Raw genomic sequence first — 16,323 nt, 5'->3', positions numbered from 1 at the left:
CGTGACCACGGTCGGCACGACCGCGACCGACCAGCCCACCGCCGCCGGGAACACCGCCGGACGACGGAAATGGCGCAGGGCGGTGACGGGCTGGTCGTTCGCGGCGCCGTTCACCGTCCTGTTCGTGGTGTTCGCGTTGCTGCCGGTGGTGGCGTCGCTTCTGATGAGCGTCACCGACATGCGCTCCACCGATCTGCGGCACCCCCTTTCCGTGAACTTCGTCGGGCTGGACAACTACACGAAACTTTTCGCCGACACGTTGTTCCAGAAAGCCGCAGTTAACACGGCGGTGTTCGTCCTGTTCGGCGTGCCGTTGACGATCGTCGCGGCGATGGCGGCGGCGAACGCGCTGAACTCGGGGCTGATCCGGCTCCGCGGCCTGTTCCGAGTCGGTTTCTACCTGCCCGTGGTCACCAGCATCGTGGCGATCGCGGTGGTGTGGCGGTTCCTGCTCGACCCGGGCGCCGGCCTGGTCAACAACCTGCTCGCCCAGGTCGGCATCACCGGCCCCAACTGGCTCGGCGACCCCAGCACGTCCCTGGCGTCGATCACCGTGATGGCCGCGTGGCGGAACTTCGGGTCGCTCATGGTGATTTTCCTCGCCGCTCTGCAAGGCATTCCGATTCACCTGTACGAGGCGGCGACGCTGGACGGCGCGGGGCGATGGCAGCAGTTCCGCCACGTGACGCTGCCGTTGATGCGCCCGGCTCTGCTGTTCGGCGCGGTCATCACCGGCATCGGGTATCTGCAGCTGTTCGAGGAGCCGCTCGTGATGACGCAAGGCGGACCGTTGTCGTCGACGCTGTCGGTTTCGTACCACATCTACAACCAGTTCGGGTTCGGCAATTACGGCTACGCGGCCGCGGCGGCGTACGTGCTGTTCGTCGCGATCGTGGCGCTGTCGGTGCTGCAGTTCCGGCTGCTGGGGGCGCGCGATGCTGACTAGACGCGACGTGATCGCCCGGATCGTTCTCTACACGCTGCTGTTCGGCGGGCTGCTGGTCGTCGTCGGGCCGTTCCTGTGGATGCTGCTGTCCTCGTTCAAACCGGAAGGGGAGATCCGCGCGGACCCGCCGACCTGGTGGCCGCAGCATTGGACGCTCACCCACTATCACGAGCTGTTCGCGCGGCTCGACTTCCCGCGGTACTTCCTGAACTCGGCCGTCGTCGCGGTGCTCGTGACGCTGGGGAACCTGCTGTTCTGCTCGCTGCTCGGCTACGCCCTGGCGAAGCTGAACTTCCCCGGCCGCAAAGCCTTGTTCCTCACGGTGCTCGGCATGCTCATGGTGCCCGGCATGGTGACGTTCGTGCCGCAATTCGTGCTCGTCAGCAATTTGGGGCTGGCCAACTCGTACGCGGGACTGGTGTTGCCGTTTCTCGCCGGCCCGTTCGGGGTGTTCCTGATGAGACAGTTCCTGCTGTCGATCCCCGACGACCTGATCGAAGCGGCCCGCGTCGACGGGGCCGGGGAATGGCGGATCTTCTGGCGGATCGTGCTGCCGCTGTGCAAACCGGCCCTGGCGACCCTCGGCATCTTGACGTTCCTCGCCTCGTGGAACAACTTCCTGTGGCCGCTCGTGGTGGCCACCACCGATGACATGTACACGCTGCCGGTCGCGCTCGCGCTCTACAGCATCGGGCAGAACCGCATCTATTTCGGGCTGCTTCTCGCCGGCGCTGTCGTCGTCGTGCTGCCCGTCCTCATCGTCTTCCTGGTGCTGCAGCGGCAATTCCTGCGCGGCATCGCCACGACCGGTCTCAAGTGAGGGGTGTATTCGTGGTGAGACGTCTGCTCGGCTCTTTGCTCGCTTCCGTCCTCGTGCTCGGTTCTCTCGTGGGCGCCGGGACCGCCGATCCGCTGCGCGGCTATGCGCGGGACACCTGGCGCTCCCTGACCGCCATGACCGACCTGGCGACCGGCCTGGTCGCCGACAACCTCAGCGGCGACTTGTCCGTCAAATCGTCCTATACGTCACCCACCAACATCGGCGGCTACATGTGGTCGGCCGTGGTCGCGCGAGACCTTGGGTTGATCTCCGGCCGGGAGGCGACCGCCAGAGTGTCGAAAACCCTCGATACCCTGGCTACCCTGAAACACCATGAAAAATCGGGCATGTTCTACAACTGGTACGACCCGCGCACGGGAGCGGTGGTGACGGTCTGGCCCGAGGACGGCTCGACGGTCACGCCGTTCCTGTCGAGCGTCGACAACGGCTGGCTGGCGGCGTCACTGCGAGTGGTCGAGGGTGCGATGCCATCACTGCGCGGAAAGGCCGGCCGGATCCTGTCCGCGATGAACTTCGGTTACTTCTACAACCCGGCCGCGCAGACCCCGATCGGCACGCGCGGGCTGATTCGCGGCGGTTTCTGGGACACGCAGCCGCCCGGCTGCTCGGTCACCGACGCGGACAAGGGCGTCTGGTTCACCTGCAACCACTACGACATCACCGTGACCGAGCCGCGGATCGCCACCTACCTGGGCATCGGCGCCGGGCAGATCCCGCCGGCCGCGTACTACGACACCATGCGCACCCTGCCCGACAACTGCGACTACTCCTGGCAGGAGATGCAGCCGCGAGGCTTCACGACCACGCACCTCGGGGTGCAGGTCTACGAGGGCTCCTACCGGTACCGGGGCATCACGTTCGTGCCGAGCTGGGGCGGCGACATGTTCGAGGCGCTCATGCCCGACCTGTTCGTCCCCGAGGCCGCGTGGGGCCCGAACAGCTGGGGACGCAACCATCCGGCGACCGTGGCGGCGCAGATCGAGCACGGCCTCAACGACGCCCGGTACGGCTACTGGGGGTTCTCCCCGGCGTCGAACCCGTTCGGCGGTTACTCCGCGTGGGGTGTCGACGCGATGGGCATGGACACCGACGGTTACCCGTCGGATGTGCAGGGCGGCAAGTACGACGCCGGGTTCGGTGACTGCCGGCCGGCCGGTCCGCCCGCCGTCTACGGCGACGGCGTGGTGACTCCGCACGCGGCGTTCCTCGCGCTGCCCTACGCGAAACAGCCCGCCCTCCGCAACCTTTCCAAGATCAAGAGCGATTTCGACGCGTACGGGCCGGGCGGCTTCTACGACGCGGTGGCGGTGCGCAGCAAGACCGTGGCCAAGCGGTACCTGTCCCTCGACCAGTCGATGATCATGGGGGCGATCGGGAACGTGTCCGCGAACAACGTGCTGAAGCGGGCGTTCGTGACCCCGTCGTTCGAACGGGCGGTCCGGCCGCTGCTGGCCGCGGAGACGTTCAACGTGCCGGCCCGGCAGCCGCTGCCGCAGCTGGGCAGGGGGCGCTGATGACGATCGAGGACCAGGCCCGGGCCCGGTGGGCGGAGCTGATGGGCGGCGGCGGCGCCCAGGACCGCACCCCGGGCGACCCGGTCGTGGCGGACCTGCCCGCGCCGGCGGGGGTGAAGGCTGTCGCCGGGCGCGGGCAGGTGACCGTGAGCTGGGAACCCGTCGACGGCGCCATCGGCTACGCCGTCCACCGGGCCGTATCCGAGTCGGGGCCGTTCGAGGTCGTCGACCACGGCGGCGGGGACGTCCTGGCGGTTCCGCACGGGCCGTACGCGGACACGACCGGCGGGCGCGGCGGCTGGTACGCGATCGCGGCGCTGTCGACGGTCAACGCGATCGGGCCGCTGTCGGCGCCGGTGCCCACCCACGATGCCGACGGGCCGGCCACGGTCACGGTCAAGATCGGCGGCCCGGCCAAGGAACAGCTGCACCGCGTCTGGCAGGAGATGGTCGGGTCGGAGCACCTCAGCCATCTGCTGTGCACGGACACCACCGGCGGGCAGGTCATCGGGGACGAAGTGCGGGAAGCGCTGCGGCGGGTCCACGACGAGCTCGGCGTGCGAACCGTGCGGGCGCACGGGATCCTCGCCGACGTCTACCGCGGCGGCACGTTCGACTTCAGCACCGTGGACCAGGTGTACGACACCGTCCGCGACCTGGGGATGACGCCGGTCGTCGAATTCGGGTACATGCCGCGGGAGCTCGCCGCCGATCCGTCGCGCACGGTTTTCGCGTACGAGGGAATCATCTCGCCGCCGAAGGACTGGGATCTCTGGCACGAGCTGATCCGGGCCTTCACCACGCACCTGGTGGAGCGGTACGGGATCGAGGAACTGCGCGAGCGGTGGCGGTTCGAGGTGTGGAACGAGCCGAACCTGTCGGTGTTCTGGTCCGGCACCCCCGAGGAGTACTGGCGCCTCTACGCGTCCACGGCGGCCGCGGTGAAATCGGTGGACCCGGCGCTGGCGGTCGGCGGCCCGGCCACCGCGGCGGTCGGGTGGATCGACGACCAGCTGAAAGTGGACGCGCCCGTCGATTTCCTTTCCACGCACGTGTACGGCACCTTGCCGCTGGACCTGAGGCCATGGGCCCAGGGCCGGCCGATCCTGTGGACCGAATGGGGGGTCACCGCCACCCACGGCAGCTCCATCAACGACTCGGTGTTCGCCGCCGCGTTCCTGCTCAAAGGCATGCGGTCGGCGGCCGGCCGGCTCGACGCCCTGGCGCCCTGGGTGGCCTCCGACCACTTCGAGGAGCTCGGCCGGCCGCAGCGGCTGATGCACGGCGGCTTCGGGCTGCTGACCGTCGGGAACCTGGCCAAGCCGAAGTTCTGGGCACTGTGGCTGGCGCAGAAGCTCGGACCCGCGGAACTGCCGATGTCGTTGTCGGGCGACGGCGCCGGCAGCCTGGTCGAAGCCTGGGGATCGGCGTACGAGGACGGCGGGATCGGGGTCCTGCTGTGGAACAGCACCCTCGACCACAGCCGCGGCGACGGGGAGGCCGCGCTGGCCCGGCTGGTGCGGTTCGCCCCGCAACTGGCGGGCCCGCACACGTTGCGGGTGTGGCGGGTGGACGCCGACCACGGGAACCTGCGCTGGGAGGGCACCTGGCCCAGCGACGCCGAATGGGCCGGGCTCAAGGCCCGCGACGTCCTGCGGGAGGCCCAGCCGGCGCGGCGGGTCACGCCCGGGGAGGAACTGGTGTTCGCGCTGCCCAATCCCGGGATCGTCTTCCTGGAAGTTCGGCCGGTGTAGCGGCCTGCACCAGCGGCAGGCGCACGTTCGCGGAGGGGATGCGGCCCTCGTCGTACAGGATGGCCTTGATGATCGTGGGGTTGGGCTCGGCGAACAGGGCGGCCGACAGCGTGGCCAGCCGGTGGCCCAGCGCGCGGGCCTCGGCGAGGTCGCCCTGCCGCCAGGCGGTGATCAGCCGCGCGTAGGACGCGGTGTCGACGTGGGCGGAGGCGAGGATGCCACCGTGCGCGCCCATCGCGAGCAACGGGGAGAGCAGGACGTCGTCGCCGGCCAGGATCGTGAAGTCGGGCGGCGGCGACGCGAGGAACGCGACCACCTCCGGGTCGATCGCGCCGGGCGCGAACTTGATCGCGGTGACGTTCGGGATCGCGGCCAGCCGGTGCAGGGACGCCGCGGTCAACGGCTGGGCGGTGCGGTAGGGCACGTGGTAGACGACCAGCGGCACCGGGGAGAGGGCGGCCAGGTGCTCGAAATGCGCGCGGACGCCCTCCGGGCCGGGCCGCAGGAACGGCGGGACCAGGCTCAGCGCGCCGGTGACGGCCGGCCGGTCGGCGAGGATGCGCAGCTGGTCCGGGTCGTTGGCGCCCACGATCAGCGGGGAGCCGTGCTCGCGGCACACCGCGGCCAGAAGGTCCAGGACGTCGCGGCGCTCGGCGGCGGTCAGCGACGACGGCTCGGCGGTGGTGCCCAGCGCCACCAGGCCGGTCGCGCCGTCCTCGAGCAGCTCGTGGGCCAGGGCCTCCAGGGACTGCCAGGCCACGTCGCCCTGCTCGTCGAACGGGGTGATCACGGGAACGTAGAGCATGCGTTCCACCGTGCCCGCGCCCAGCAGTTAGGTCCAGTTAATTCTGCTGCCGGATGTTTAAGCAATGCTTATTTGTACCGGGCGGTGTCGTGGACACCGGCCCCCGACGAGGCGCTCGCCGAGCAGCTGCCGGCCTTCGTCCAGGGCATGCTGGACAACGGCCCGCGCCAGCGAGCGCCTCGCCGTCAGCGGATCAGGCGCGCGTCCACTTCTGGTTGGAGCCGCCGGTGCAGTCCCACAGCTGAAGCTGGGCGCCGTTGGCGGTGTTGCGGTCCTTCACGTCCACACACCGGTTCGCCGACACGTTCACCAGGTCGCCGGCCGCCGTCAAGGTGAAACGCTGAACCGGGTTGCCGTTGCAGGTGACCAGCTGGATCGGGGTGCCGTTGGCGAGCGCCCCGCCCGCCGGGTCCATGCATTTGCCGAGCGCGCGCAGCGTGCCGTCGCTGTTCGCCGTCCACTGCTGGGCGCCGGTGCCGTTGCAGTCGTAGGTCTGCAGCCGGGCGCCGTCGACCGGGTTGGCGCCGGGGATGTCGATGCAGCGCCCGCTCAGGCTGGACTTCAGCGCGCCGCCGCCGCTCGGCGGCGGAGTCGTGCTAGACGTGCTGACGTGCACGTAGTCGATCAGCATCCGGCTCTCGGCGGGCAGGCCGGCCGGGTTGCCCTGGCCGAAGTTACCGCCGACGGCCAGGTTGAGGATGATGAAGAACGGGTGGTTGTAGACCCAGCTGACGTTGCCCTTGGCGGCCTGCAGCGAGGCCGGGGTGGCCCGGAAGAACTCCTGGCCGTCCACGGTCCAGACGATCTGGTTGGCCGACCAGTCCACGGCGAAGTTGTGGAACGCCTGGTACCAGGGCGAGCCGGCCACGATGCTCGCGCCGTAGCCGTTGCCGCCGGAGTAGCCCGGGCCGTGCAGCGTGCCGTACAGCCGGTTGGGGTCCCGGCCGACGACCTCCATGATGTCGATCTCGCCGTCGGTCGGCCAGTTGCCGCCGCCGAGCATCCAGAAGGCGGGCCAGAGGCCGGAGCCGTTGGGGACCTGGATGCGGGCCTCGATGTGGCCGTACTGCTGGGTGAACTTGCCGGAGGTCTGGATCCGGCCCGAGGTGAACTGGCAGGCGCCGTTCCAGCAGTCGTTGTGGCCGCCGCTGCCCTTGCGGGCGGTGATGACCAGGTGGCCCTGGCCGTCCATCGCGACGTTGCTGGTGCCGCTGGTGTAGTACTGCAGCTCCTGGTTGCCCCAGCCGCTGCCGCCGACGTCGAAGTTCCACTTCGACGTGTCGACGCCGGAGCCGGCGGCGCCGTTGAACTCTTCGTTCCAGACAACGGCGGCTTCGGCCGTGTCACTTCGGGAGGCGACGGTCAGCCCGGCGCCCAGGGCGACCATGACCACCGCCGCCGCGGTGAAGAACCTGGACAAACGCATGGGGGATTCCTCCGGGGAAGAGGCGTGCAATTTTGCAACAGTGTTAAGAGATCGACCCCCATCAGTCAAGCCGGAAACCCACTTATCGCAAAGCCTTAAACAAAGCCACGTACGGCAGCGTTGGATAATTACTGGATTACTGTTACCGGCAATCCAATAAACACGAAACGGACATAACGCTGCGTACACCATAATGACTGTTATGTGATCACCTCGAAGTTGCCGGTCGGGGATACGACCGTCGTCGTGCTGCCCTCGGCGACGTGGACCTCGTGGCCGTCGAGGCGGATCGTGACCGAGCCGCGGAACTGCACCGTCCGGGACGGCCGTCCGTCCGGGACCGTGTCGAGGATGCGCAGGCGCGCCAGCTGCGGCCTCGGGGCGGGCTCGGCGTCGCGGCTGAGGTACGCGGCCGCGGCGAGGAGGATCTCGGGCGAGTCGGCCGCGTTGCCGATCATCACGTTGCAGCCGGCGCAGAGCAGGCCGCGCACCCGGCCGGTGCGGTGGCAGTGGTCCACGACGAGGCGGACTCCCTCGGTGGCGGGGCTGCCGTCCGATCGCGGGCGGCCGGTGCGCGGCGCCTCGATGTCGTCCTCGTGGACGCCGCAGATCTGACAGCGATACTCCTGGGCCGCCCGCAGCGCGTCGTATTCCTCCGGGAGCAGGCCGTACTTGTGCCGCAGGTTGTCGGCACGGCGACCCGCGGGCCCGAGGCCGGCGCGGCGGACGCGGTTGGTCAGGCGGCTGCGCTCCAGGCATGCCGAGCAGCTCTGGGTGGGGCGGCCCGACGCGGAGCGGAACGCCGTGCCGGGTCTGTTCTGATGGCAGCGAGGGCACCGCCGGACGTCCGGTTCGAACATGTGTCCACGCTAGGTGGGGGCTCTGACAATTTCTGGCGCGCCGATGTCGAGAAAGCGCAACCGGCTCCGTCCCTCGGGCAGCAATGGACGACGACCAGGAGGAACGGACATGCAACCGCACGAGGTCGCTGCAGTGCTGGACCGGCCGTACAGCCGGGAACTGCTGGCGCAGGATCTGACCCGGCTCGCCTACGTCGCCAAGGACGGCACGCCGCGTAACGTCCCGATCGCGTTCACCTGGAACGGGACGAACGTGGTCATGTGCACGTCGACGAACGCGCCGAAGCTGCATGCGCTGCGCGCGAACCCGATGGTGGCGCTCACCATCGACACCGAGGTGCATCCGCCGAAGATCCTTCTGATCCGGGGGCGCGCGGAGCTCGACGTGGTCGAGGGCATCCCGCAGGAGTACCTGACGATGAACGGCAGCTACCAGATGACCCCGGAGCAGCGTGTCGAGTGGGAGGCGGAGGTGCGTTCGCTGTACGACGGCATGGTGCGGATCGTGGTGACGCCGACGTGGGCGAAGCTGATCGACTTCGAGACGACGCTGCCGAGCGCGGTCGAGGAACTGGTCCGGGAACGCGAAGCGAGGAGTGCCCGATGAAGTACCTGCTGCTCAAGCACTACCGGGGCGCACCGGCGCCGGTCAACGACGTGCCGATGGATCAGTGGACGCCGCAGGAGGTGTCCGAGCACGTGCGGTACATGGAGGATTTCGCCGCGCGGCTGCAGGCCGGCGGCGAGTTCGTCGACAGCCAGTCGCTGTCGCCGGAGGGCACGTTCGTGCGTTCCGGCGGGGCCGGCCGGCCGCCGGTCACCGACGGCCCGTTCGCGGAGACCAAGGATCTGATCGCCGGGTGGATGGTGATCGACGTGGACAGCTACGAGCGGGCGCTGGAACTGGCCGCCGAGTTGTCCGCGGCGCCGGGCGCGGGCGGCAAGCCGATCCACGAGTGGCTCGAGGTGCGGCCGATGATGACCTCGCACGCGCCCACCACCGAGTGACCATGAGGGACGACGTCCTGCTGCGGAACCTCACCCCCACGGTGATCGCCGTCCTCGTGCGCCGCGGAGCCGATTTCGCGGCGGCCGAGGACGCCGTGCAGGAAGCCCTGATCGAGGCGATGCGGGTGTGGCCGCAGGACCGGCCGCGCGACCCGCAGGGCTGGCTGATCACGGTGGCGTGGCGCAAGTTCCTCGACGCCGCCCGGGCCGAGGCGTCCCGGCGGCAGCGTGAGGAGCTGGCCGGGGCCGAGCCGCCGGCCGAACTGGGCGCGGCGGTGGACGACACGCTGCGGCTGTATTTCCTGTGCGCGCATCCGTCGCTGAGCCCGGCGTCGGCGGTCGCGCTCACGCTGCGCGCGGTCGGCGGGCTGACCACGCGTCAGATCGCCGAGGCGTATCTGGTGCCGGAGGCGACGATGGCGCAGCGGATCAGCCGGGCCAAGCGGACCGTGTCGGGGGTCCGGTTCAACCAGCCCGGTGACCTCGCCACCGTGCTGCGGGTGCTGTATCTGGTCTTCAACGAGGGTTACTCGGGTGAGGTCGACCTGGCGGCCGAGGCGATCCGGCTGGCCCGTCAGGTGGCGGCGATGACCAGGGACGAGGAGGCGGCGGGGCTGCTGGCGCTGATGCTGCTGCACCACGCGCGCCGGCCGGCGCGTACCCGCCCGGACGGGAGCTTGGTGCCGCTCGCCGAGCAGGACCGCGGCTTGTGGGACACCAAGCTGATCGCCGAAGGCGTCGGCGTGCTGCAGGCGGCGCTGGCCCGCGACCGGCTGGGCGAGTTCCAGGCGCAGGCGGCCGTCGCCGCGCTGCACGCGGACGCCAGGACGGCCGCGGAGACCGACTGGGTGCAGATCGTCGAGTGGTACGACGAGCTGGTGCGCCTGACCGGCAGCCCGGTGGCCCGGCTCAACCGGGCCGTCGCGGTCGGGGAGGCCGACGGCCCGCGCGCCGGGCTGGCGGCCCTGGCCGAGCTCGACCCGGCCCTGCCCCGCCACACGGCGGCCGTGGCATATCTGCACGAGCGTGACGGTGACCCGGTGACCGCGGCGCGGCTGTACGCCGAGGCGGCCCGGGCGGCGTCCAACCTGGCCGAACGCGACCACCTGACCCGGCAGGCCGCCCGGCTCAACGAGCGCCTGCGTGGAGCACCCGAGCGGCGCCCCACGCAGTGACCGCTCAGTTCAGGCTGCCCCGCACCAGGCCGTGCGGGTCGAGCACGTACTTCTTCGCGGCGCCCTGGTCGAAGTCCTGGTAGCCCTGCGGGGCCTGGTCCAGGGGGATCGCCACGGCGTTCACGTTCTTCGCGATCTGCACCCGGTCGTGCAGGATCGCCATCATCAAGTTGCGGTTGTACTTCATCACCGGGCACTGGCCGGTCACGAACGAGTGCGACTTCGCCCAGCCCAGGCCCAGCCGCAGCGACAGCGAGCCGACCTTGGCCGCCTCGTCGACGCCGCCCGGGTCGCCGGTCACGTACAGGCCGGGGATGCCGATGGCGCCGCCCGCGCGGGTGATCTCCATCAGCGAGTTCAGCACCGTCGCCGGCATCTCGGTCTGCGCGTCCGCGCCGTGCCCGCGGGCCTCGAACCCGACGGCGTCGACCGCGGAGTCGACCAGCGGCTGGCCGATCGCGGGGGCGTCGCGGCCGAGGATCTGCTGCACCTGCTCGGCCGGGTCGCCCTCGGACACGTTCACCGTTTCGCAGCCGAAGCTGCGGGCCTGCGCCAGGCGCTCCTCGTTGAGGTCGCCGACGATGACGACGGCGGCGCCCAGCAGCCACGCGGAGGTGGCCGCGGCCAGCCCGACCGGTCCGGCGCCGGCGACGTACACGGTGGAGCCGGTGGTCACCCCGGCGCTGACGCAGCCGTGGTAGCCGGTGGGGAAGATGTCGGTGAGCATGGCCAGGTCGAGGATCTTCTCCATCGCCTGGTCGCGGTCCGGGAATTTCAGCAGATTCCAGTCCGCGTACGGCACGAGCACGTACTCGGCCTGCCCGCCGATCCAGCCGCCCATGTCGACGTACCCGTACGCCGAGCCGGGCCGGTCGGGGTTGACGTTCAGGCAGACGCCGGTCTTGCCCTCCTTGCAGTTGCGGCACCGCCCGCAGGCGATGTTGAACGGCACCGAGCACACGTCGCCGACCTTGATGTACTCGACGTCCGGCCCGACGTCGATGACCTCACCGGTGATCTCGTGGCCGAGCACGAGGCCCTCGGGGGCGGTGGTGCGCCCGCGGACCATGTGCTGGTCGCTGCCGCAGATGTTGCTCGCCACGGTCCGCAGGATCGCACCGTGCGGGGTGCGGCGGCCGATGTTGGCCTTGTTGACGCCGGGGCCGTCCTTCATCTCGTACGTCGGGTAGGAGATCTCCTGGATCTCGACCTGGCCCGGGCCCTGGTAGATCACTGCGCGATTGGCTGGCATCGTTGCCTCCCATCGTCGTTTCTTGGCAACTGATAGTCACGTCGCCATCACGGCCATGGTTAAACGGGTCCCGCGGAAAGAAAACCCATCGATACTGACAAAAGCTGCTCACTCGGGCATCCGCGGCGAGTGGGCCGGGTCACACCGGCCGGATGTCACAGGCTCCGGCTGCTGTCTCGTCCAGGGGCGAAACAGCGAAAGGAGCTCACGATGAACATCGCGTTGTGGATCGCGGCCGGGCTGCTCGCCGCGGTGGCGCTGACCGGTGGCATCACCAAGACGTTCGTCCCCAAGGAGAAGCTCGCGGCGGCGCACGGCGGCGGCTGGACCGGCGACGCCAGTGCCGGTTTCGTCAAGACGCTGGGAGTGCTCGAGATCCTGGCCGCGGCGGGGCTGATCCTGTCGGCGGCGCTGGACGTCGCGCCGATCCTGGTGCCGGTGACCGCGGCCTGCTGGATCGCGCTCATGGTGGGCGCGATGATCACGCACGGGCGGCGCGGCGAGACCGGGCTGGTGCTGCTGAACGTGGTCTACCTCGCCCTGGCGGCGTTCATCGCGTGGGGCCGGTTCGGGCCAGAATCGTTCACGTGACGAAGATCGACGAGTTCCAGGAGCTGCGGCCGCTGCTGTTCTCCATCGCCTACCGCATCCTCGGCAGCGTCAGCGAAGCCGAGGACGCGGTGCAGGAGACGTGGCTGCGGTTCGAGGCGTCGCCGGTCGAGCCGCGGTCGGCGCGGGCGTTCCTGTCGACCGCCGTGTCCCGGGTCGCGATCGACGTGCTGCGCTCGGCCCGGGTCCGGCGGGAACGGTACGTCGGGCCCTGGTTCCCGGAGCCGCTGCTCGCCGACCCGTACGCGGACCCGGCCCGGGCGGTGGAGCTGGCCGACTCGGTGTCGATGGCGGCGCTGCTGCTGCTCGAGCGGCTCAGCCCGCTCGAGCGGGCCGTGTTCGTGCTGCGGGACGTCTTCGACTTCGACTACCCGGACGTCGCGTCGGCGGTGGGCCGGTCCGGGGCGGCCTGCCGGCAGCTCGCGGCGCGGGCCCGGCGGCACATGGCCGAGGGCCGGCCGCGGTTCGACGCCGACCGCCACGACCGGGAAGCCCTCGCCGCCCGGTTCTTCGGCGCGCTCCGCGAGGGCGACCTCGAAGGCCTGCGCGACCTGCTCGCCGCAGACGTGTCGCTGGCCGGCGACGGCGGCGGAAAGGCGCCGCAGCTGGCCCGCGCGGTCGCCGGCGCCGAGAATGTTGCCCGGCTGCTGGCCTCGATCTATCCGCGGATGGCCCGCGCCGGTGTGGGCTTCGACCGGCACGAGGTCAACGGCCAGCCCGGCGCGATCTTCCGGGACGGCGACGGCCGGGTCCTGCACACCCTGGCCCTGGAGGTCGTGGACGGCCGGATCGAGGCGATCCGCGTCGTGATCAACCCGGACAAGCTCGGCCACCTCGGCCCGGTCGCCGACGCCTGGGCGATCAACCGGCGGGTGCGGCACCCGGGCCGGTGACCGGCCAGCCGATCTCGTCGAGGAACTCGGCCGTCGCCTCCACCACCTGCGCCAGCACGGCGATCGACGCGGTCAGCGGGCCTGGCACGTACATGCCGTGGTCGGCGCCTTGGACCTGGAAGACGTGCGGCGTCAGCCGGCGGGCCACCTGCGCGTCCCAGGAGTCGTCGCGGGTGCCGCCGATCAGCAGGAACGCGGCCGTGGCCCGGGACATCGCGTCCACCACGGCCGGCAGGTGCAGCAGCGGGGTCAGCCACACCGCGGGCAGGTCACGCTCGGCGGCCACCGCCGCCGCGTACGTGCCCAGCGATTTGCCGATCAGCAGCGGCCGCCCGCCCAGCTTGTCGAGCAGCGGGGTCACCTGCGCCCGCACCCACGGGCCCGCGTCGGACTGCGGCGTGGACGTCCACTCGTGGCGGTGCACCGTGGCGCGGGACTCGGCCAGGTCGCCGGTGTACATCGGCAGGGGAGCGCCGGGGCCGAACAGCCGGCCCGGAATCACGACAGCGTCGGCCATGCCGTGACATTACGGCAACCGTCGATGGAACTCAGGGCGAACGAACAAAGTGGAACGCCACGCCCGGCGCGCCCGGCAGCTCCACCAGCCCGTCCACGTCGGTGAACTCGCCCAGCCGGGCCAGCGCGGCCGCGGGTGTATCGGCGTCGCCGAGCTGCACACGGATACCGGCGAAGTCGAGCCACGCCTCCGCCTCAAGCGAAGCGGGACCCAGCGCGTCGAGGTCGCCGCCGACGGTCACCGCGACCTGGATCAGCGGGCCGTCCTGGGCGAGGACCCGCACGGACACGCGGTCGTAGCGGTGATGGCCGTGATGGTGGACGCTGGCCTCGGCCGGCTCGGCGAACGACGCGCTCTCGCAGGCCGCGCCCCGCATGGCTCGCCAGCTGGTGGTCTCCAGCGGCAGCCACTCCACGTCCAGCGCGGCCGGGTCGCCGCCGACCGGCTCGAACGGGATCCGCAGCGTCCAGGTCAGCGCCGGCGGCAAGCCGACGGCCTGGTTGTCGAACAGCAGCCCGTGCCACTCGCCGCCCGCGGCGGGCACGAGATCCCGGGCCGTCAGCCCACCCTCGTCGTCACCCACGGCGGCGAGTCTCCCACAACGCCCTCCACTACAGACCGGGCAGGTGGGCGTTGACCGCCCGGGCCTGCGCCGCGAACGCCGCAAGCTCGACGACCTCGACCCCGGCGGCGGTCAGCAGGGCCACGCCCTCGCAGGTCACGAAGATGTCCGGCTCCCGCCAGGCGATCACCACCCGCGGGATCCGGGCGGCCAGGATCAGCGCGGTGCAGGTGGCGTGCGGCCGGTGCGCGCGTTTCGAGCAGGGCTCGAGCGTCGAATACAGCGTCGCCTCCGACAGGTCGAACCCGGCCGCCGAGAGCAGCGCGGACTCCTCCGCGTGCACGAGCTGGTCGGTGTCGCGGGACCAGCCGCGGGAGATCTCGGCGTCGCCCGGGCCGACGATCACCGAACCGACCGCGAACGCGCTGGCCGAGCGGGGCGATCGGGCGGCGAGGCCGACGGCCAGGGCCATCCACCGGGCGTCGTCGGGTGCGTGCATCGCGCCAGACTAGTCAGCACCACTCGTAGTGATAACCGGCGGTGCCCGCCGGGACGACCGAACGGTCGCGCAGGACGATGGAGATCTTGCTGCCGATGCTCGCGCAGCTTTTCCCGTACGCGTCCGCGCCGCTGTCCGTGTATTCGATCTCGAAGACCTGATTCCCGTACGCGTCGACGAAGTCCCCGCATTCGTCGTACACCGCACATTCCTCGACGATCGCGAAGTCGAACCCGATCGGGGCACCGAGCAGGTCGGCGGTGTTCTTCTGCGCGATCGCGAGCCCGTACGTGTGCGCCGCCGCGACCAGCAGCTTCGCGTACGCCGCGGCGTCGTCCCGGGTGAGCAGCCCGTGCGAGCGGGTCCACGAGTCCAGGTTGTCCGGCTCGACCGCCCGGAAGCCTTTCGCGGCGCACTGCGCGAACCATTCCCCGACGATCTTCGCCGCCGCCGAGCGCTGGGCCGGCGTGGAGACGTCGAGCAGGCGCTCGCCCGGCCAGTCCGGGTCCTCCACGTAGCCGTCCTTGGTGCGCAGCAGCAGCGTCTCGTGGTTCCGCTCCCACCAGGCGTTCTCGCCCGGCTGCGTCTGGAACGCGTTGACGTAGCAGATCGAATACAGCCCGGTCACCGTCGCCGCGCCGCGGTCCCGGTCGACGATCCGCACCCCCGCCGCCGGCGGATACGCGCCGCCGATCTGATAGTCGAAGCGCCCATTCGCCGGCGGTTTCTCCCACGTCGGCGGGCTCACCGTCGTTTCCTTCGTGCAGCCGGCGGACAACCCCGCGGCGAGCAGGATCACGGCGACCGGCTGGATCTTCACCTCAGAACAAGGTCAAGGGCTCGACGGGTACGGGAACCGGCAGCGCTTCCAGCTCGGGCACCAGCACGCGCACCTCGTCGTGGAACCGGCGGGCCAGCGCGGGAGCGTCCGCGTTGTCGGGCGTGTGCACGAACACCGTCGGCGACCGGCCCTCCCGCAGCCACCCCGCGACGATCGGCACCCATTTCCGCCAGCCCGCCACCGTCTCGGACGTGGCGTCGCGCCCCAGGTACCGCACTATCGGCTGCCCGGTCAGCGCCACCGTGCGCAGCGGCATCCGCGGCTTCTTCGTCCACGCGTCCCGTTCCGCGTCGCTGGTCGGCGGCGCGGCGAAGAACGCGGTGGTGTCGAACGGCACCCACTCGGCGCCCGCCCTTTCGAGGACGGCCTCCAGCGCGGCCGGGGCCTCGAAGAAACCCGGGTGACGCACCTCCACGGCGTACGGGAAAGAGACCGGAAGCTTGCGCAGAAAGCTCTCCAGAACCCCCAGGTCGCCGGGGCCGAAGGACCCCGGCAGCTGAATCCAGTACGCGTGCGCGCGCGGACCCAGCGGCTCCATCGCATGCCAGAAGTCGCGCAGCTCCGCGTCGCCCAGCCGCCGCTCGTGGGTCACGGCGCGGGGCAGTTTCGGCACGAACCGGAACGACGGGTCGGTCTGCTCCGCCCACGACGCCACGGTCTCCCGCGAAGGTGTCGCGTAGAAGGTGGTGTTGCCCTCGACCGCATCGCACCATCCCGCGTACGCCCGCAGCCGCTCACCCGCCGGCAGGCCCGGCTCGACGAACCGGCCCTGCCACGCCTTGAGCGACCACATCGCGCATCCCACCCGCAGCCGCATCCGG

The 16,323-nt window shown here is 70.7% G+C and carries 18 protein-coding genes; 9 read left to right on the top strand and 9 right to left on the bottom strand.

Annotation, left to right across the window (positions count from 1 at the left end; all coding sequences use genetic code 11):
* The first annotated feature begins 1 nt into the window (after position 1).
* Genes ACQPZX_RS24750 through ACQPZX_RS24735 form a run of 4 tightly spaced genes read left to right on the top strand, consistent with a single transcriptional unit; the run spans position 2 to position 5,055 of the window.
* Positions 2-946, top strand: coding sequence for a carbohydrate ABC transporter permease (locus ACQPZX_RS24750; protein WP_433359350.1), 945 nt, complete (start codon positions 2-4; stop codon positions 944-946).
* Complete coding sequence (locus tag ACQPZX_RS24745) at positions 936-1,766, top strand: carbohydrate ABC transporter permease (RefSeq protein ID WP_433359348.1); 831 nt, start codon at positions 936-938, stop codon at positions 1,764-1,766. Before ACQPZX_RS24750 ends, ACQPZX_RS24745 begins: the two co-directional genes overlap by 11 nt.
* An 11-nt stretch (positions 1,767-1,777) precedes the next feature.
* Entirely contained in the window at positions 1,778-3,301 is a 1,524-nt protein-coding gene (locus ACQPZX_RS24740) for a glucoamylase family protein (protein WP_433359346.1), read from the top strand.
* Positions 3,301-5,055 (top strand): GH39 family glycosyl hydrolase, encoded by a 1,755-nt coding sequence (locus ACQPZX_RS24735; protein WP_433359344.1) that lies wholly within the window; start codon positions 3,301-3,303, stop codon positions 5,053-5,055. Before ACQPZX_RS24740 ends, ACQPZX_RS24735 begins: the two co-directional genes overlap by 1 nt.
* On the opposite strand, the gene ACQPZX_RS24730 is transcribed toward ACQPZX_RS24735, so the two are convergent.
* From ACQPZX_RS24730 to ACQPZX_RS24720, 3 genes are all read right to left on the bottom strand, one after another.
* Positions 4,982-5,860, bottom strand: coding sequence for a dihydrodipicolinate synthase family protein (locus ACQPZX_RS24730; protein WP_433359342.1), 879 nt, complete (start codon positions 5,858-5,860; stop codon positions 4,982-4,984). The two genes, ACQPZX_RS24735 and ACQPZX_RS24730, sit on opposite strands and share 74 nt — an antisense overlap.
* A gap of 193 nt (positions 5,861-6,053) precedes the next feature.
* Entirely contained in the window at positions 6,054-7,286 is a 1,233-nt protein-coding gene (locus tag ACQPZX_RS24725) for a ricin-type beta-trefoil lectin domain protein (protein WP_433359340.1), read from the bottom strand.
* Positions 7,287-7,486: 200 nt separating this feature from the next.
* Positions 7,487-8,146, bottom strand: coding sequence for an endonuclease VII domain-containing protein (locus ACQPZX_RS24720; RefSeq protein WP_433359338.1), 660 nt, complete (start codon positions 8,144-8,146; stop codon positions 7,487-7,489).
* Positions 8,147-8,255: 109 nt separating this feature from the next.
* Between ACQPZX_RS24720 and ACQPZX_RS24715 the strand changes: the two genes are divergently transcribed.
* The 3 genes from ACQPZX_RS24715 to ACQPZX_RS24705 are packed head-to-tail and all read left to right on the top strand — an operon-like array spanning position 8,256 to position 10,329.
* Positions 8,256-8,753, top strand: a complete 498-nt coding sequence (locus ACQPZX_RS24715) for a pyridoxamine 5'-phosphate oxidase family protein (protein WP_433359337.1) — start codon at positions 8,256-8,258, stop codon at positions 8,751-8,753.
* Complete coding sequence (locus ACQPZX_RS24710) at positions 8,750-9,154, top strand: YciI family protein (protein WP_433359335.1); 405 nt, start codon at positions 8,750-8,752, stop codon at positions 9,152-9,154. Before ACQPZX_RS24715 ends, ACQPZX_RS24710 begins: the two co-directional genes overlap by 4 nt.
* Before the next feature lie 2 nt (positions 9,155-9,156).
* Positions 9,157-10,329 carry an RNA polymerase sigma factor gene (locus tag ACQPZX_RS24705; protein WP_433359333.1) on the top strand — a complete coding sequence of 391 codons (1,173 nt, stop codon included), beginning with the start codon at positions 9,157-9,159 and terminating at the stop codon, positions 10,327-10,329.
* 4 nt (positions 10,330-10,333) lie between these two features.
* Here ACQPZX_RS24705 and fdhA read toward each other — a convergent pair whose 3' ends face one another.
* Positions 10,334-11,581 (bottom strand): formaldehyde dehydrogenase, glutathione-independent, encoded by a 1,248-nt coding sequence (gene fdhA, locus ACQPZX_RS24700; protein ID WP_433359331.1) that lies wholly within the window; start codon positions 11,579-11,581, stop codon positions 10,334-10,336.
* Between the two features lie 210 nt (positions 11,582-11,791).
* On the opposite strand from fdhA, the gene ACQPZX_RS24695 reads away from it, so the two are divergent.
* The gene (locus ACQPZX_RS24695) at positions 11,792-12,172 is read left to right on the top strand and encodes a DoxX family protein (RefSeq protein ID WP_433359329.1); all 381 of its coding nucleotides are present in this window, start codon (positions 11,792-11,794) and stop codon (positions 12,170-12,172) included.
* The gene (locus tag ACQPZX_RS24690; RefSeq protein ID WP_433359327.1) at positions 12,169-13,083 is read left to right on the top strand and encodes an RNA polymerase sigma-70 factor; all 915 of its coding nucleotides are present in this window, start codon (positions 12,169-12,171) and stop codon (positions 13,081-13,083) included. Before ACQPZX_RS24695 ends, ACQPZX_RS24690 begins: the two co-directional genes overlap by 4 nt.
* Here the strand turns inward: ACQPZX_RS24690 and ACQPZX_RS24685 are convergent.
* Genes ACQPZX_RS24685 through ACQPZX_RS24665 form a run of 5 tightly spaced genes read right to left on the bottom strand, consistent with a single transcriptional unit; the run spans position 13,052 to position 16,295 of the window.
* Positions 13,052-13,600 (bottom strand): alpha/beta hydrolase, encoded by a 549-nt coding sequence (locus ACQPZX_RS24685; RefSeq protein ID WP_433359325.1) that lies wholly within the window; start codon positions 13,598-13,600, stop codon positions 13,052-13,054. The two genes, ACQPZX_RS24690 and ACQPZX_RS24685, sit on opposite strands and share 32 nt — an antisense overlap.
* A gap of 31 nt (positions 13,601-13,631) precedes the next feature.
* The gene (locus tag ACQPZX_RS24680) at positions 13,632-14,183 is read right to left on the bottom strand and encodes a hypothetical protein (protein WP_433359324.1); all 552 of its coding nucleotides are present in this window, start codon (positions 14,181-14,183) and stop codon (positions 13,632-13,634) included.
* 28 nt (positions 14,184-14,211) lie between these two features.
* Positions 14,212-14,661 (bottom strand): dCMP deaminase, encoded by a 450-nt coding sequence (locus ACQPZX_RS24675; protein WP_433359322.1) that lies wholly within the window; start codon positions 14,659-14,661, stop codon positions 14,212-14,214.
* 13 nt (positions 14,662-14,674) lie between these two features.
* A complete protein-coding gene (locus ACQPZX_RS24670; protein ID WP_433359320.1) occupies positions 14,675-15,481 on the bottom strand; it encodes an endo alpha-1,4 polygalactosaminidase in 807 nt (268 codons plus the stop codon).
* Between the two features lies 1 nt (position 15,482).
* Positions 15,483-16,295: a DUF72 domain-containing protein gene (locus ACQPZX_RS24665; RefSeq protein WP_433385418.1), complete on the bottom strand. Its 813-nt coding sequence runs from the start codon at positions 16,293-16,295 to the stop codon at positions 15,483-15,485.
* Positions 16,296-16,323 lie beyond the last annotated feature (28 nt).

Source organism: Actinoplanes sp. CA-142083, assembly GCF_050942195.1.
Lineage (GTDB): Bacteria > Actinomycetota > Actinomycetes > Mycobacteriales > Micromonosporaceae > Actinoplanes.
Note: the sequence above shows the minus strand (reverse complement) of the source record. Positions and strands in the feature narration are given on the sequence as shown.

Coding starts and splice junctions, on each gene's coding strand:
- ACQPZX_RS24745 (WP_433359348.1), top strand. CDS start 936: ATGCTGACTAGACGCGACGTGATCGCCCGGATCGTTCTCTACACGCTG.
- ACQPZX_RS24735 (WP_433359344.1), top strand. CDS start 3,301: ATGACGATCGAGGACCAGGCCCGGGCCCGGTGGGCGGAGCTGATGGGC.
- ACQPZX_RS24730 (WP_433359342.1), bottom strand. CDS start 5,860: ATGCTCTACGTTCCCGTGATCACCCCGTTCGACGAGCAGGGCGACGTG.
- ACQPZX_RS24725 (WP_433359340.1), bottom strand. CDS start 7,286: ATGCGTTTGTCCAGGTTCTTCACCGCGGCGGCGGTGGTCATGGTCGCC.
- ACQPZX_RS24720 (WP_433359338.1), bottom strand. CDS start 8,146: ATGTTCGAACCGGACGTCCGGCGGTGCCCTCGCTGCCATCAGAACAGA.
- ACQPZX_RS24715 (WP_433359337.1), top strand. CDS start 8,256: ATGCAACCGCACGAGGTCGCTGCAGTGCTGGACCGGCCGTACAGCCGG.
- ACQPZX_RS24710 (WP_433359335.1), top strand. CDS start 8,750: ATGAAGTACCTGCTGCTCAAGCACTACCGGGGCGCACCGGCGCCGGTC.
- ACQPZX_RS24705 (WP_433359333.1), top strand. CDS start 9,157: ATGAGGGACGACGTCCTGCTGCGGAACCTCACCCCCACGGTGATCGCC.
- fdhA (WP_433359331.1), bottom strand. CDS start 11,581: ATGCCAGCCAATCGCGCAGTGATCTACCAGGGCCCGGGCCAGGTCGAG.
- ACQPZX_RS24695 (WP_433359329.1), top strand. CDS start 11,792: ATGAACATCGCGTTGTGGATCGCGGCCGGGCTGCTCGCCGCGGTGGCG.
- ACQPZX_RS24685 (WP_433359325.1), bottom strand. CDS start 13,600: ATGGCCGACGCTGTCGTGATTCCGGGCCGGCTGTTCGGCCCCGGCGCT.
- ACQPZX_RS24675 (WP_433359322.1), bottom strand. CDS start 14,661: ATGCACGCACCCGACGACGCCCGGTGGATGGCCCTGGCCGTCGGCCTC.
- ACQPZX_RS24665 (WP_433385418.1), bottom strand. CDS start 16,295: ATGTGGTCGCTCAAGGCGTGGCAGGGCCGGTTCGTCGAGCCGGGCCTG.